General features: G+C 64.5%; 17 protein-coding genes. 11 read left to right on the plus strand and 6 right to left on the minus strand.

From position 1 onward, the window contains the following. Positions 1–148: 148 nt before the first annotated feature. Positions 149–3,013, plus strand: coding sequence for a class I adenylate cyclase (locus IAE37_RS02350; RefSeq protein WP_201168565.1), 2,865 nt, complete (start codon positions 149–151; stop codon positions 3,011–3,013). A 33-nt stretch (positions 3,014–3,046) separates the two neighbouring features. On the opposite strand, the gene rnk is transcribed toward IAE37_RS02350, so the two are convergent. From rnk to cyaY, 3 genes are all read right to left on the minus strand, one after another. After that, positions 3,047–3,457 carry a nucleoside diphosphate kinase regulator gene (gene rnk / locus IAE37_RS02355; RefSeq protein ID WP_201168567.1) on the minus strand — a complete coding sequence of 137 codons (411 nt, stop codon included), beginning with the start codon at positions 3,455–3,457 and terminating at the stop codon, positions 3,047–3,049. Positions 3,458–3,600: 143 nt separating this feature from the next. Continuing rightward, complete coding sequence (locus tag IAE37_RS02360) at positions 3,601–3,807, minus strand: DUF1289 domain-containing protein (RefSeq protein WP_201168569.1); 207 nt, start codon at positions 3,805–3,807, stop codon at positions 3,601–3,603. Between the two features lies 1 nt (position 3,808). Further along, positions 3,809–4,141 (minus strand): iron donor protein CyaY, encoded by a 333-nt coding sequence (gene cyaY, locus IAE37_RS02365; protein ID WP_023378111.1) that lies wholly within the window; start codon positions 4,139–4,141, stop codon positions 3,809–3,811. Between the two features lie 196 nt (positions 4,142–4,337). Here cyaY and lptM point away from each other — a divergent pair, with 196 nt between their 5' ends. The 6 genes from lptM to IAE37_RS02395 are packed head-to-tail and all read left to right on the plus strand — an operon-like array spanning position 4,338 to position 8,963. Next, the gene (gene lptM / locus IAE37_RS02370) at positions 4,338–4,559 is read left to right on the plus strand and encodes an LPS translocon maturation chaperone LptM (protein WP_201168571.1); all 222 of its coding nucleotides are present in this window, start codon (positions 4,338–4,340) and stop codon (positions 4,557–4,559) included. 9 nt (positions 4,560–4,568) lie between these two features. Beyond that, positions 4,569–5,816, plus strand: coding sequence for a diaminopimelate decarboxylase (gene lysA / locus IAE37_RS02375; RefSeq protein WP_201168573.1), 1,248 nt, complete (start codon positions 4,569–4,571; stop codon positions 5,814–5,816). 4 nt (positions 5,817–5,820) lie between these two features. Further along, positions 5,821–6,651 carry a diaminopimelate epimerase gene (gene dapF / locus IAE37_RS02380; protein ID WP_201168575.1) on the plus strand — a complete coding sequence of 277 codons (831 nt, stop codon included), beginning with the start codon at positions 5,821–5,823 and terminating at the stop codon, positions 6,649–6,651. A gap of 13 nt (positions 6,652–6,664) precedes the next feature. Next, the gene (locus tag IAE37_RS02385) at positions 6,665–7,372 is read left to right on the plus strand and encodes a DUF484 family protein (RefSeq protein ID WP_201168578.1); all 708 of its coding nucleotides are present in this window, start codon (positions 6,665–6,667) and stop codon (positions 7,370–7,372) included. Then, positions 7,372–8,268, plus strand: coding sequence for a tyrosine recombinase XerC (xerC, locus tag IAE37_RS02390; protein WP_201168581.1), 897 nt, complete (start codon positions 7,372–7,374; stop codon positions 8,266–8,268). The genes IAE37_RS02385 and xerC overlap by 1 nt, the downstream gene beginning before the upstream one ends. Further along, a complete protein-coding gene (locus IAE37_RS02395) occupies positions 8,268–8,963 on the plus strand; it encodes an HAD family hydrolase (protein ID WP_201168585.1) in 696 nt (231 codons plus the stop codon). Before xerC ends, IAE37_RS02395 begins: the two co-directional genes overlap by 1 nt. Positions 8,964–9,043: 80 nt before the next feature. On the opposite strand, the gene sutA is transcribed toward IAE37_RS02395, so the two are convergent. The 3 genes from sutA to glnK form a co-directional block, all read right to left on the minus strand. Then, entirely contained in the window at positions 9,044–9,373 is a 330-nt protein-coding gene (gene sutA, locus IAE37_RS02400) for a transcriptional regulator SutA (protein WP_201168588.1), read from the minus strand. Positions 9,374–9,802: 429 nt separating this feature from the next. After that, the gene (locus IAE37_RS02405) at positions 9,803–11,134 is read right to left on the minus strand and encodes an ammonium transporter (protein ID WP_201168591.1); all 1,332 of its coding nucleotides are present in this window, start codon (positions 11,132–11,134) and stop codon (positions 9,803–9,805) included. A gap of 48 nt (positions 11,135–11,182) precedes the next feature. Further along, a complete protein-coding gene (glnK, locus tag IAE37_RS02410) occupies positions 11,183–11,521 on the minus strand; it encodes a P-II family nitrogen regulator (protein WP_002555808.1) in 339 nt (112 codons plus the stop codon). Positions 11,522–11,885: 364 nt separating this feature from the next. On the opposite strand from glnK, the gene IAE37_RS02415 reads away from it, so the two are divergent. The 4 genes from IAE37_RS02415 to vapC all read left to right on the plus strand — a co-directional run bounded on the left by IAE37_RS02415 (position 11,886) and on the right by vapC (position 13,351). Then, positions 11,886–12,149 carry an accessory factor UbiK family protein gene (locus IAE37_RS02415; RefSeq protein WP_201168594.1) on the plus strand — a complete coding sequence of 88 codons (264 nt, stop codon included), beginning with the start codon at positions 11,886–11,888 and terminating at the stop codon, positions 12,147–12,149. A gap of 27 nt (positions 12,150–12,176) precedes the next feature. Continuing rightward, positions 12,177–12,605 carry a TOBE domain-containing protein gene (locus IAE37_RS02420; RefSeq protein ID WP_201168597.1) on the plus strand — a complete coding sequence of 143 codons (429 nt, stop codon included), beginning with the start codon at positions 12,177–12,179 and terminating at the stop codon, positions 12,603–12,605. 108 nt (positions 12,606–12,713) lie between these two features. Continuing rightward, complete coding sequence (gene vapB / locus IAE37_RS02425; RefSeq protein ID WP_201168600.1) at positions 12,714–12,944, plus strand: type II toxin-antitoxin system VapB family antitoxin; 231 nt, start codon at positions 12,714–12,716, stop codon at positions 12,942–12,944. Next, complete coding sequence (vapC, locus tag IAE37_RS02430) at positions 12,944–13,351, plus strand: type II toxin-antitoxin system tRNA(fMet)-specific endonuclease VapC (RefSeq protein ID WP_201168603.1); 408 nt, start codon at positions 12,944–12,946, stop codon at positions 13,349–13,351. The genes vapB and vapC overlap by 1 nt, the downstream gene beginning before the upstream one ends. The last annotated feature ends 89 nt before the right edge of the window (positions 13,352–13,440 follow it).

Raw genomic sequence — 13,440 nt, forward strand, 5'->3', positions numbered from 1 at the left:
AGCTTCGACCCCTATCCCCCCCCTTGCCCCGCGAAGAGGCCAGCACCGGCGCTATAAAACTGACGTCAAAAAGCCATTACCCCTTATCCGACCGCCCTACTCAGGCTAAACTCGCCCCAGCTCCCCCTGTGGCCACCCTGAGCGCGCAATGAACCAGCCCCACGAAATCCGCCCCGACCTGGACCAAGGCATCGACCGCAAGGAGCTGACCAAGCTGCGTGCGCGGTTCATGCATCTCAACCAGGGCCGTCGGCAGCGGGCGATGGAGGGGCTTTCGACGCGCCAGCAGCAGGTGCTGACCCTGCTGCCGCTGCTGTTCCACGTCAATCACCCGCTGCTGCCCGGCTATGTCTCGGGCACCACGCCGGCCGGCGTGGCGAACTTCGAGCCCGACGCCGAGCTGGTCGCCGAAGGCCAGCGACTGGCCCGCTCGTTCGCCTACAAGACCCGCCTCGGCAACCCGCCACGGCCGATCCATGGCCTGTTCCTGATGGGTAGCCTCGGTTCGCTGGCCCAGGCCGAACAAAGCGACATGGACCTGTGGGTCTGCCACGCCCCGGACCTGGGCGAAGGCCCACTCGCCGAGCTGCGGCGCAAATGCCAGCTGCTCGAGACCTGGGCCGGCAGCATGGGCGCCGAAGCGCACTTTTTCCTCATCGACACCCAGGGCTTCGCCCGGGGCGAACGCGACAGCCAGCTCAGCTCCGACGACTGTGGTACCACCCAGCACTACCTGCTGCTCGACGAGTTCTACCGCACCGCCATCTGGCTCGCCGGGCGCACGCCGTTGTGGTGGCTGGTACCGGTCTACGAGGAACACAACTACCAGGCCTACACCCAGACCTTGCTGTCCAAACGTTTCATCCGCAGTCAGGACGATCTCGACCTCGGCCACCTGGCGCACATCCCACCCGGGGAGTTTGTCGGCGCTGGGCTGTGGCAGCTGTTCAAGGGTATCGACTCGCCCTACAAGTCGTTGCTCAAGCTGCTGTTGACCGAGGCCTACGCCAGCGAGCACCCCGCCGTGCGCTGCCTGAGCCTGGACTACAAGCGAGCGGTGTTCGCCAACCGGCTCGACCTCGACGAGCTGGACCCCTATGTGATGGTGTATCGGCGCATCGAGCGCTACCTGCAGCAGCGCGGCGAGCATGCGCGCCTGGAGCTGGTGCGGCGCAGCCTGTACCTGAAGGTCAACAAGAAACTCAGCGGCCTGGGCAGTGCCCGCGCCAGCGGCTGGCAGCGCCAGTTACTGCAGCGCCTGGCCGATGAATGGGGCTGGGACGAGCGGCAACTGGCCCTGCTCGACAGCCGTAGCCAGTGGAAGGTCGGCCAGGTCGCGGTCGAGCGCCGTGAGCTGGTCGCCGAACTCAACCACAGCTACCGCTTTCTTGGCCAGTTCGCCCAACGCCAAGGTGCCAGCAGCTGCGCCGACCAACGCGACCTCAACGTTCTCGGCCGGCGTCTGTATGCCGCCTTCGAGCGGCGCGCCGGCAAGATCGAGGTGATCAACCCCGGCATCGCCCCCGACCTCGCCGAGGACACCCTGACCCTGGTCCACTCGCCCAATCGCAAGGAGCCGGGCAGCCATCACTGGGGCCTGTACAACGGCAACCTGGGGGTGCACGAATGGGAACACTTCAGCCCGATCAAGCGCTGCCGCGAGCTGCTCGAGCTGCTCACCTGGGCGCATCGCAACGGCGTCATCGACAGCGCCACCCGCCTGGCACTGCATCCCGGCAGCAGCGAGCTCAGCGAGTTCGAGCTGTTCAACCTGCTGGGCAGCCTGCAACAAGGCATTCCCCTGCCCCTGCAGCCGGTCAGCGAGGCACGCCTGCTGCAACCGAGCGTGACCGACGAGATCCTGCTGCTGGTCAACGTGGGGATCGACCCGCTGCGCCACCACCGCGACCTGAACATCCTGATGACCACCGAGCGCACCGACTCGCTCAGCTATGCCGGGGTCCGGGAAAACCTGGTGCTGACCCTCGACCAGGTCACCCTCAACAGCTGGAACGAGGTGCTGGTGCAGCGTTTCGACGGCGAGCATGCATTGCTGCGCTGCCTGCGCGACTACCTCAACAGCTTCGGCCAGCGCAGCCACCGGCCACGGCTGCGGGTGCGCTGCTTCTGCCATAACCGCGCCCAGGCCATCAGCCAGCGGGTCGAGGAGATCTTCGCCACCGCCCAGCGCCTGCTCGACCAGGGCCAGGGCCACCGCTACCTGCTGCAGGTGGCGCAGTACACCCATGTGCTTGAACTGCTGCCCGGCCAGGTCACCCTCGCCACCCTGGCCGAACACGACGCCGTGCTCAGCCACCTGGGCGAGGAGCGCAGCCACTACAGCCCCCTGCACCTGGACCCCCAGGCGTTGCAGGATCACGACCTGCCACTGCTATTGGAGCAGGGCGAGCCGGGCTGCATCCAGGTGTTCTACCGCCTGCTCGACGGCTGGGCCGACCTCTACGTGCTGGATGAATACAACACCCTGTGGCAGCAGCGCCTGCCGCTGCAGGACGAGCACCACCTGCTGCTGCCGCTGCAGCGCTTCCTGCGCTCGGTGGTGATGCGCCACGACGCCCGTCTACCGCTCGACAGCCTGCAGCAGGCGTCGCCGGAAATCCGCTACGCCCAGCTGCTGCCCTCAGGGCCGGGCAAGGCGCGCAACATCGAACCGCGGCCAGTGCCAAGTGCCGGCGTCGGCCAGCCCTACTACGAGGTGCAGGCCATTCTGCAGGCAGGCGCGCTGGACGAGGTGCACGTCACGCTGTATTGCGACCAGCAGGAGTTTTCCGAGCTGGAGCATGGCGAGCAGCTGTATGAAGTGGTGGCCCGGCAGATTCTCGGCCGGCGGCTCAGTGCTGGGCATTACCGCTGCTACATCACCGACCTGGACCTGTCGGAGCTGCTCGCTGACGAGCAGGGTTCGACCTGCCTGTACCTGCGCTACAAACGTGAGCTGGAGCAGGCGCTCAATGATGGGTTGGAGCGTTTGCAGGCGGCGCTGGAGCCTTGAGATACCTGGGGCCGCGTTGCGGCCCCCGACGATTCACAGATCGAAATCGCCCGCCGCTTCCGGCTGGTACTCGACTTCCAGCAGCTTCAGCTTGAGGGTCTTGCCCCCCGGCGCCGGCCAGTCGATCTGCTCGCCCACCGACAACCCCAGCAGCGCGCAACCGATCGGCGCCAGGATCGACACCTTGCCCTCGCCGCCGGCATCCTTCGGGTACACCAGGGTCAGGTGGTAGTCCTTGCCACTGGCTTCCTCGCGGCAGTGCACGCGTGAGTTCATGGTCACCACGCCCGCCGGCACGTCCTCATGGCCGACCACCTGCTCGGCGCGGTCCAGCTCGTCCTGCAAGGCGAGCACGCCCGGGGTGGACTCGTCGAGGCTGTCGATCAGGCGCTCCAGACGTTGCACGTCCAGGCGTGTGAGGATGAGGGAAGGCTTGGTGCTCATGATCCAGTCAGGCTCCTTCGAACGGTTTTCTATGGGCAGATAAAGCAAAACCCCGCCCAAGGGCGGGGTTTGTGAATGCTTTTGGCGTCACCGACGCATCACCCGACACTAACACAGCCAGGCAAATACTCAAGCCCGTGGCGTCAACCGGCCAATGCCCGGGCTTCGGCGCAGATCTGCCGGCGCCGCTGGTCGTCGGCCGAACGCCATTCGCGAATGTGCTCGACGTGGCGATGGCAGCCGGTGCAGACCCGCTGTTCGTCCAACCGGCACACGCTGATGCACGGTGACGGCACGGCCGGGCTGACATTGCTGTACAGCGGCTTGGGTGGTCGCATCGGGGTGCTCATGTCAGATCTCGTCGAAGTCCAGCTTCTCGCCGGCCCGCTCCCAGACGATGCGCTCGAGCATCTCGCCGAGCAGCTCTTCGCTCTTCTCGCAGACCCACTTGCCGCTTTCTTCGTCGTAGTCGAAGTGGAAGCCCCCGGAGCGGTCGGCCAGCCACAGCTGACGCAGGGGCTCCTGGCGGCTGAAGATCAGCTGGCTGCCATTGTCGAACTTGATGGTCAGGACACCGGCCGAGTTTTCCATGTCCAGGTCCAGATCGCTTTCGTCGAACAGATCTTCCAGCGCCTGCTGGGTGGCGTCGACCAGGTCATGGAAACGCGCTTCGCTCAAACTCATTGCAAGAACCTCGAAATTGGCTGCGTGACTGGCAAGCCGGGCAAGATACGGGCGCTTGGCCGCGAATGCAAAAGTTTAGCCGGCCCCGATGCCTTGCGAGCGCAGGCCGCCCGGCGGGCCGGTGCTTGCATAGGCAATCGGCCGGGCGCTCGGTATACTCGGGCGCAATACTGCTTATTTCAAAGGATTTCACCCAATGAAGCGCCTGATTTCCTCCTTCGCGGCGCTGGTCGCTGTTGCCTGCCTCGTCTCGGCCTGTGGCCAGAAAGGCCCGCTGTACCTGCCGGAAGACGGCAAGGACGGCAAGGGCAGCCACAAATCGCACCAGCATCAGCATGCCCAGCCTGTGCAACAGGCCGAGCCGCAAGAACAGCAGCCTGAGCTCGATGCCGAGCCCGAGCAGTCGCCAGCGCAGTAAGGAAACCAGATGAACGCTTTCAACTACCGCGACGGCCAATTGTTCGCGGAAGGCGTGGCCCTGTCGGCCATCGCCGAACGCTTCGGCACCCCGACCTACGTGTATTCGCGTGCCCACATCGAGGCCCAGTACCTCAGCTATACCGAAGCCCTGCAAGGCACCGAGCACCTGGTGTGCTTCGCGGTCAAGGCCAACTCCAACCTCGGCGTGCTGAACCTGCTGGCGCGCCTGGGCGCGGGCTTCGACATCGTTTCCGGCGGTGAGCTGGAGCGTGTGCTGGCTGCCGGTGGCCGTGCCGACCGCGTGGTGTTCTCCGGCGTCGGCAAGACCCGCGAAGACATGCGCCGTGCCCTGGAAGTGGGCGTGCACTGCTTCAACGTCGAGTCCACCGACGAACTGGAGCGCCTGCAAGTGGTGGCGGCAGAGATGGGCAAGGTTGCGCCGGTCTCGCTGCGGGTCAACCCCGACGTCGACGCTGGTACCCACCCGTACATCTCCACTGGCCTCAAGGAAAACAAGTTCGGCATCGCCATCGCCGACGCCGAGGCCATCTACGTGCGCGCCGCGCAACTGCCGAACCTGGACGTGGTCGGGGTCGACTGCCACATCGGCTCGCAACTGACCACCGTCGCGCCGTTCCTTGATGCCCTGGACCGCCTGCTGGCCCTGGTCGACCGCCTCGCCGAGTGCGGCATCCACCTGCGCCACCTCGACCTGGGTGGCGGCGTCGGCGTGCGCTACCGCGACGAGGAGCCGCCGCTGGTGGCCGACTACATCAAGGCCATCCGCGAGCGCGTCGGCGAGCGCGACCTGGCCCTGGTCTTCGAGCCCGGCCGCTACATCGTGGCCAACGGCGGCGTGCTGCTGACCCGCGTTGAATACCTCAAGCATACCGAACACAAGGACTTCGCCATCGTCGACGCGGCGATGAACGACCTGATCCGCCCGGCCCTGTACCAGGCCTGGATGGGCGTCAGCGCGGTGACCCCACGCGAAGGCGAAAGTCGCCCCTACGACGTGGTCGGGCCGATCTGCGAGACCGGCGACTTCCTGGCCAAGGACCGCCAGCTGAACCTGGCCGAAGGCGACCTGCTGGCCGTGCAGTCCGCCGGCGCCTATGGTTTCGTCATGAGCTCGAACTACAACACCCGTGGCCGTTGCGCCGAGGTGCTGGTCGACGGCGACCAGGCCTTCGAAGTCCGCCGCCGCGAGACCATTGCCGAACTGTTCGCCGGCGAAAGCCTGCTGCCGGAGTGAACCCATGCTGCTGCGCTTTACCAAGATGCATGGGCTGGGCAACGACTTCATGGTCCTCGACCTGGTCAGCCAGCACGCGCACATCCAGCCCAAGCACGCCAAGCAATGGGGCGACCGGCACACTGGGATCGGCTTCGACCAGCTGCTGATCGTCGAGGCACCGAGCAATCCGGAAGTGGATTTCCGCTACCGGATCTTCAACGCCGACGGTTCCGAAGTGGAGCAATGCGGCAACGGCGCGCGCTGCTTCGCGCGCTTCGTACTCGACAAGCGCCTGACCGCGAAGAAACGCATCCGCGTCGAAACCAAGGGCGGCATCATCGTGCTGGACGTGCAGAACGACGGCCAGGTGTGCGTCGACATGGGCCCGCCGCGCCTCGATCCAGCCGAGGTCCCCTTCGTCGCCGACGAACAAGCCACCTGCTATCCGCTGGAAGTCGACGGCCAGCGCCACTCGATCGCCGCCGTGTCGATGGGCAACCCGCACGCCGTGCTGCGCGTCGATGACGTGCGCAGCGCCCCGGTGCACACCCTGGGCCCGAAGATCGAAAACCATCCGCGCTTCCCGCAGCGGGTGAATGCCGGCTTCCTCCAGGTCATCGACCGCCACCGTGCCAACCTGCGGGTCTGGGAACGCGGTGCCGGCGAGACCCAGGCCTGCGGCACCGGCGCCTGCGCCGCGGCCGTGGCGGCAATCAGCCAGGGCTGGATGGATTCCCCGGTTTCCCTCGACCTGCCCGGCGGGCGCCTGAACATCGAATGGGCCGGCCCCGGCAAGCCCGTACTGATGACCGGCCCGGCGGTGCGCGTCTACGAAGGACAGGTTCGTCTCTAAGCGAGTAACCGCCATGACCGATCAGCCAAAGGTTGTACCGCAGCCCGATGACCTCGACGCCGAAGCGGTGGTCGCGTACCTGCGCGCCCACCCCACCTTCTTCGCCGAGCACGACGAGCTGCTCGTCGAGCAGCGCATTCCCCACCAGCGTGGCGACAGCGTGTCGCTGGTGGAGCGCCAGTTGAAGCTGCTGCGCGACCGCAACATCGAGATGCGCCATCGCCTGTCGCAACTGATGGACGTGGCCCGCGACAACGACCGGCTGTTCGACAAGACCCGCCGGCTGATCCTCGACCTGCTCGATGCCACTACCCTGGAAGAAGTGGTGATGGCCGTCGAAGACAGCCTGCGCCAGGAATTCCAGGTGCCCTTCGTCAGCCTGATCCTGTTCGGTGACAACGCCGCACCGGTGGGGCGCTGGGTCAGCGGCGCCGAGGCGCAGCAGGCCATCGGTGGCCTGCTCGGTGGCGGCAAGACGGTCAGTGGCAACCTGCGCGAGCACGAACTGGCCTTCCTGTTCGGCGAACAGCAGCGCCACGAAGTCGGCTCCAGCGCCGTCGCAGCCCTGGAACACCAGGGCCTGCACGGCGTACTGGCGATCGGCAGCCGCGACCCGCAACACTACAAGAGCAGCGTCGGCACCCTGTTCCTCGGCTACATTGCCGAAGTGCTCGGCCGTGTCGTCCCGCGCGTGACCCAGACCCTGCGTCCGGTGCGCTGATGGAACGCCAACTGGACGCTTATTGCGCACACCTGCGCAACGAGCGCCAGGTGTCCGAGCATACCCTGCTGGCGTACCGGCGCGACTTGGGCAAGGTCATCGAATACTGCAACAGCCAAGGCATCGACGGCTGGAGCGCCCTGCAGATCCAGCAGTTGCGCCAGCTGGTCGCCCGCCAGCATCACCACGGCCAATCGCCACGCAGCCTGGCGCGCCTGCTGTCGGCGGTACGCGGCCTGTACCGCTACCTCAACCGCGAGGGCGTCTGCCAGCACGACCCGGCCACCGGTCTGAGCGCCCCCCGGGGTGAACGTCGGCTGCCCAAGGTGCTGGACACCGACCGCGCCCTGCAACTGCTCGATGGCGGCGTCGACGACGATTTCATCGCCCGCCGCGACCAGGCCATCCTCGAACTGTTCTACTCGTCCGGCCTGCGCCTGTCGGAGCTGACCCAGCTGGACCTCGAGCAGCTCGACCTCGCCGCCGGCCTGGTCCAGGTGCTCGGCAAGGGCGGCAAGGCGCGCGTCCTGCCGGTCGGGCGCAAGGCCCGCGAGGCGCTGCAGGCGTGGTTCAAGCTGCGTGGCATCGGCGGCCCGCGAGACAGCGCGGTGTTCATCACCCGCCAGGGTAAACGCATGAGCCCACGGGCCATCCAGCTGCGGGTCAAGACCGCCGGCGAGCGCGAGCTGGGCCAGCACCTGCATCCGCACATGCTTCGCCATTCCTTCGCCAGCCACGTGCTGGAATCGTCCCAGGACCTGCGCGCGGTGCAGGAGATGCTCGGCCACGCCGACATCAGCACCACGCAGATCTACACCCACCTGGACTTCCAGCACCTGGCCGAGGTGTACGACAGCGCCCACCCCCGGGCCAAACGCAGCAAAGGCACAGAATAATGAGCATCAAGCTGATCACCTTCGACCTCGACGACACCCTGTGGGATACCGCGCCGGTCATTGCCAGCGCCGAGGTCGTCCTGCGCGACTGGCTCGAGGCCAACGCGCCGATTCTCGGCGGCGTGCCGGTGGAGCACCTGTTCGCCATCCGCGAACGCCTGGTGCAGGCCGAGCCGGGCCTCAAGCACCGCATCAGCGCCCTGCGCCGGCGCGTGCTGTTCCATGCCCTGGAAGAGGTCGGCTACAGCGAGAAACATGCCCAGGAGCTGGCCAACGAGGGCTTCGAGGTGTTCCTCCATGCGCGCCACCAGGTCGAGGTATTCCCCGAGGTGCAGCCGGTGCTGGAGATCCTGCGCCATCACTACACCCTCGGCGTGGTCACCAACGGCAATGCCGATGTCAGCCGCCTGGGACTGGCCGACTACTTCAAGTTCGCCCTGTGCGCCGAGGATCTGGGCATCGGCAAGCCGGACCCGGCGCCATTCATGGAAGCGCTCAAGCGCGGCGCGGTCGAGGCCAGTGCGGCGGTGCATATCGGCGACCACCCCGGCGATGACATCGCCGGCGCCCAGCGGGCCGGGTTACGCGCCGTGTGGTTCAATCCCCAGGGCAAGGACTGGGTCGGGGAAAGGGCGCCGGATGCAGAGATTCAGCGGTTGTCGCAGTTGCCTGAGGTACTCACGCGCTGGCGTTGAGAGGGGCCGGCACAGACCTCACAAATCTGACCGGCACAAAAAAGCCCGCAGCGACGGCGGGCTTCTTTGCATTCAGCCACTCAGATAGGGCGGCTGCCGTACTTGTTGTCCGGCTTCTTGGGCGGATCGGCGACCACATTGGCCTCGACTTCCTGAACCTTGCCACCACGGGCGAGGAAATCTTCCATGGCCTTGGCCAGGGCATCTCGCTCCTTCTGCTTGGCCTCCATGCTCGGCATCTCGTCTACCGAGACAGCCGCCTTGGACTTGCCCTTGGCAGCCGGTGCGGGGCTGCTGTCGTCGTCGCCAGCATCTTCGGCGCCGTCGTCGGCCGCAGCTTCAAGGCCTTCATCAGCCTCGTCTTCGTCGCCTACTTCGAGGTCATCATTTTCCAGATCGTCGTCGCTCATGTTCTACCTCATGACTTGCGAAAAGCAGGTTGGTTATAGACCAGTGGAGCCGTAGACCGGCAACCACCAGTGAAAATTCAACTGGCCGTGGGTTTGGCCACTGCCCTTGGGACCGCGCTCCTGATGGGAGCTGCCGCCCTGCAGGCCCTGCTCCTGGCAGAGCCTGACGAAATCCTTGGAGCCTTGCTGGCCACGCGCCATTGGCAAGCCTAGCAAAGGCTGGCGAAGCGTGCGGAGTGCTTCTCAAACACCTTCGGCGCGCATTCTAGCGCGCCTGCAGAAAAAGCAAAGCACCATAAACACGCCACGAGTTGTAAGTTTTCAACCTACGTCACGAACAGGTGTGATCAACCGTTTGCGCAGTGCCGAAAGGCGAATTACAGGTAAAAAAATGCCCGGCGAACCGGGCAAGTTTTTCCAGCGTCGCAGTTACAGGTTGTAACCGCGTTCGTTGTGTTGAGCCAGGTCGAGGCCGACCGACTCTTCTTCTTCGTTGACCCGCAGGCCCATCACCACGTCCAGTACCTTGAGGATCACGTAGGTGACGATGGCGGTGTAAACCACGGTGAAGATCACGCCCTTGGCCTGGATCCAGACCTGTGCGGCGATATCGGTGACCGCGCCGAAGCCGCCCAGTGCAGGCGCTGCGAACACACCGGTGAGGATCGCGCCGATGATGCCGCCGATGCCGTGCACGCCGAAGGCGTCCAGCGAGTCGTCATAGCCGAGCTTGCGCTTGAGGGTGGTGGCGCAGAAGTAGCAGACCACGCCCGAGACCAGGCCGATCACCAGGGCGCCCATCGGGCCGACGGTACCAGCTGCCGGGGTAATGGCGACCAGGCCGGCGACCACACCCGAGGCGATGCCCAGGGCGCTCGGTTTGCCGTGACCGATCCACTCGGCGAACATCCAGCCCAGCGCAGCGGCGGCAGTGGCGATCTGGGTGACCAGCATGGCCATGCCGGCGGTGCCGTTGGCGGCGGCGGCGGAGCCGGCGTTGAAGCCGAACCAGCCAATCCACAACATGGCCGCGCCCATCAGGGTATAGCCAAGGTTATGCGGGGCCATCGGGGTGGTCGGGTAGCCCTTGCGCTTGCCCAGCACCAGGCAGCAGACCAGGCCCGCGATACCGGCGTTGATGTGCACCACGGTGCCGCCAGCGAAGTCGAGCACGCCCCAGTCCCACATCAGCGCACCGTCACCGCTCCAGACCATGTGCGCGATCGGCGCATAGACCAGGGTGAACCAGATGCCCATGAACACCAGCATGGCGGAGAACTTCATGCGCTCGGCGAAAGCACCGACGATCAGCGCCGGAGTGATGATGGCGAAGGTCATCTGGAAGGTGATGAACACCGCTTCCGGGAACAGCGCGGTGGCCGAGGTCAGGCTGTCAGGCGTGACACCGCTGAGGAAGGCCTTGGAGAAGCCACCGACGAAGGAATTGAAGTTGAGCACGCCCTTTTCCATACCGGTGGTATCGAAGGCCATGCTGTAGCCGTACACCATCCACAGGATGCTCATCAGGCCGGTGATGGCGAAGCATTGCATCATCACCGACAGCACGTTCTTGGAACGCACCATGCCGCCGTAGAACAGCGCCAGGCCTGGAATGGTCATGAACAGCACCAGCGCCGTGGCGGTCAGCATCCAGGCGGTGTCGCCGGAGTTCAGCGCCGGGGCAGCTTCCTCTGCCAGGGCGAGCCCGGGCGTTACGAGGGACAATAGGGCTCCTAGCCCTGCGATCTTACGCAGAGTCATGTTGTTTTCTCCTGGGGCGTTGGGTTTGGTGAGGCTTTTTGTTGTCGCTTAGATCGCGTCGGTATCGGTCTCGCCGGTACGGATGCGGATCGCCTGCTCCAGATTCACCACGAAGATCTTGCCGTCACCGATCTTGCCGGTGTTGGCCGCTTTGGTAATGGCTTCGATCACCCGATCGAGGTCCTTGTCATCGATGGCGACATCGATCTTGACCTTGGGCAGGAAGTCGACCACGTATTCCGCGCCGCGATACAACTCGGTATGGCCCTTCTGCCGGCCGAAGCCCTTGACCTCGGTTACGGTAATGCCCTGCACGCCGATTTCCGACAGCGACTCGCGCACGTCGTCCAGCTTGAACGGCTTGATGATGGCTGTGACTAGCTTCATGAAACTCTCTCCCGATTTGGTGGACTTGCCCCAGGAAAACAAACCCGTCTCAAGTCTAAGCGCAGCGCATGGCTTTGTAACGCGTCGTCGGCATCCGGCGCCGCGTGCGCACTGCCTGGTCACAAGGAACCGCATCAGTGCATGGCTCGCAAAGGTCTTTGCAGAAACCTTGCCAGGTTGGCGAACGCCCCGGAAAACAGTGGGTTGAGCGCGCCTGTCGGGATTGGCCAGTCGCCAGCACGAAAAAGATGCACAATTTCGGTGCGCACCTACAGTCGGCGTTGCGCGAAAAATGTGCAATCAAGGGCCTGAATTGTGCGTGCTACACTGCGGACCATTTCCCAGATCCAATGGACCGCCCAACATGCTTGCCCCCAAAGCCCTTCTCGACGCCCTGAGCGACCAGGCCTCGCGCCTGTTCAGCAGCGATACCGCCCAGCCTCGCGCCGAACTGGAAAGCCAGTTCAAGGTGCTGATGCAAGGGGCATTCAGCAAGCTGGACCTGGTCAGCCGGGAAGAATTCGACAGCCAGATGGTCGTCCTGGCCCGCACCCGTGCGCGCCTCGAAGCCTTGGAAAAACAGGTCGCCGAACTGGAAGCCCGGTTGGCACCCGCCACCCAGGAATAATTACCGCCCTACACGGAGTGACTCACCATGAAAGTCAGTGCACGCAACGTATTCGAAGGCAAGGTCAGCAACGTCCAGCCCGGCGCGGTGAATGCCGAGGTGGAACTGACCCTGGGTGGCGGCGAGAAGCTGGTGGCGGTCGTCACCATGACCAGCCTGCACAACCTCGACATCAACGTCGGTAAAGAGGCCGTGGCCCTGGTCAAGGCGCCTTGGGTGGTGCTGCTGACCGACGCCGCCGGCTACAAGCTCTCCGCGCGCAATGCCCTGGAAGGTGAAGTGGTGCGTGTGGGTGACGGTGCGGTGAATGCCGAAGTGGTGCTCAAGCTCGCGGGTGGCACCGAGGTGTACGCCATCGTCACGCGCGAGGCCGTGCAGGAGCTGGGCCTGGCGCCTGGGGTGAAGGCCACCGCGTTGATCAAGGCTTCGCACATCATTCTTGGGGCTAGGGCTTGAGAAGCTCCGACCACCCTGATCGCTTCTGAAGTCTGCCATATGGCATTGACATATCCCACAACCGAACTACGATGGGATATACATGTGCCATATCCTTGGAGGGGTATCATGGAGCAAGGTTCGGTTTTTCAAAGCAATCGCAGTCAGGCCGTGCGGCTACCCAAAGCCGTGGCGCTTCCTGATGATGTGAAGCGCGTGGATGTCGTGGCGCTCGGCCGGACGCGCATCATCACTCCTGCTGGCGAATCATGGGACAGTTGGTTTGACGCTGAACGCGTAACAGCCGACTTCATGGTAGAGCGTGAACAGCCAGCAGATCAGGAGCGCGAGTCGTTTTGATGATCAAGTACATGCTTGACACCAACATCTGTATCTTCACTATCAAAAATAGACCACAAGAAGTTCGCGAGGCGTTCAAGCGGCACCACGGACAAATGTGCATCAGTACGATCACTTTGATGGAATTGGTCTACGGTGCCGAGAAATCCTCGAACCCTGAGCGCAACCTTGCGGATGTTGAGGGATTTGCGGCCCGTCTAGAGGTACTCAGGTATGACCAGGAGGCCGCCGCCCACACAGGGCAGCTTCGTGCTGAGCTCGCCCGACTAGGTAAACAAATCGGCCCTTATGACCACATGATTGCAGGCCATGCCCGCTCGCAGGGACTGATTGTCGTAACCAACAACCGACGTGAGTTCGACCGAGTGCCCGGCCTGCGAGTAGAGGACTGGGTTGTTCCTGCGTGACATACCCGGCGAGGCCACCTTTCTGCAAAACGATGACGCACACTTCTGCCGGCTATTCATGAGCCGGCAACTAAGCTAGGAGCAAGCCG

Source organism: Pseudomonas sp. S31, from assembly GCF_016648105.1.
Classification (GTDB): domain Bacteria; phylum Pseudomonadota; class Gammaproteobacteria; order Pseudomonadales; family Pseudomonadaceae; genus Aquipseudomonas.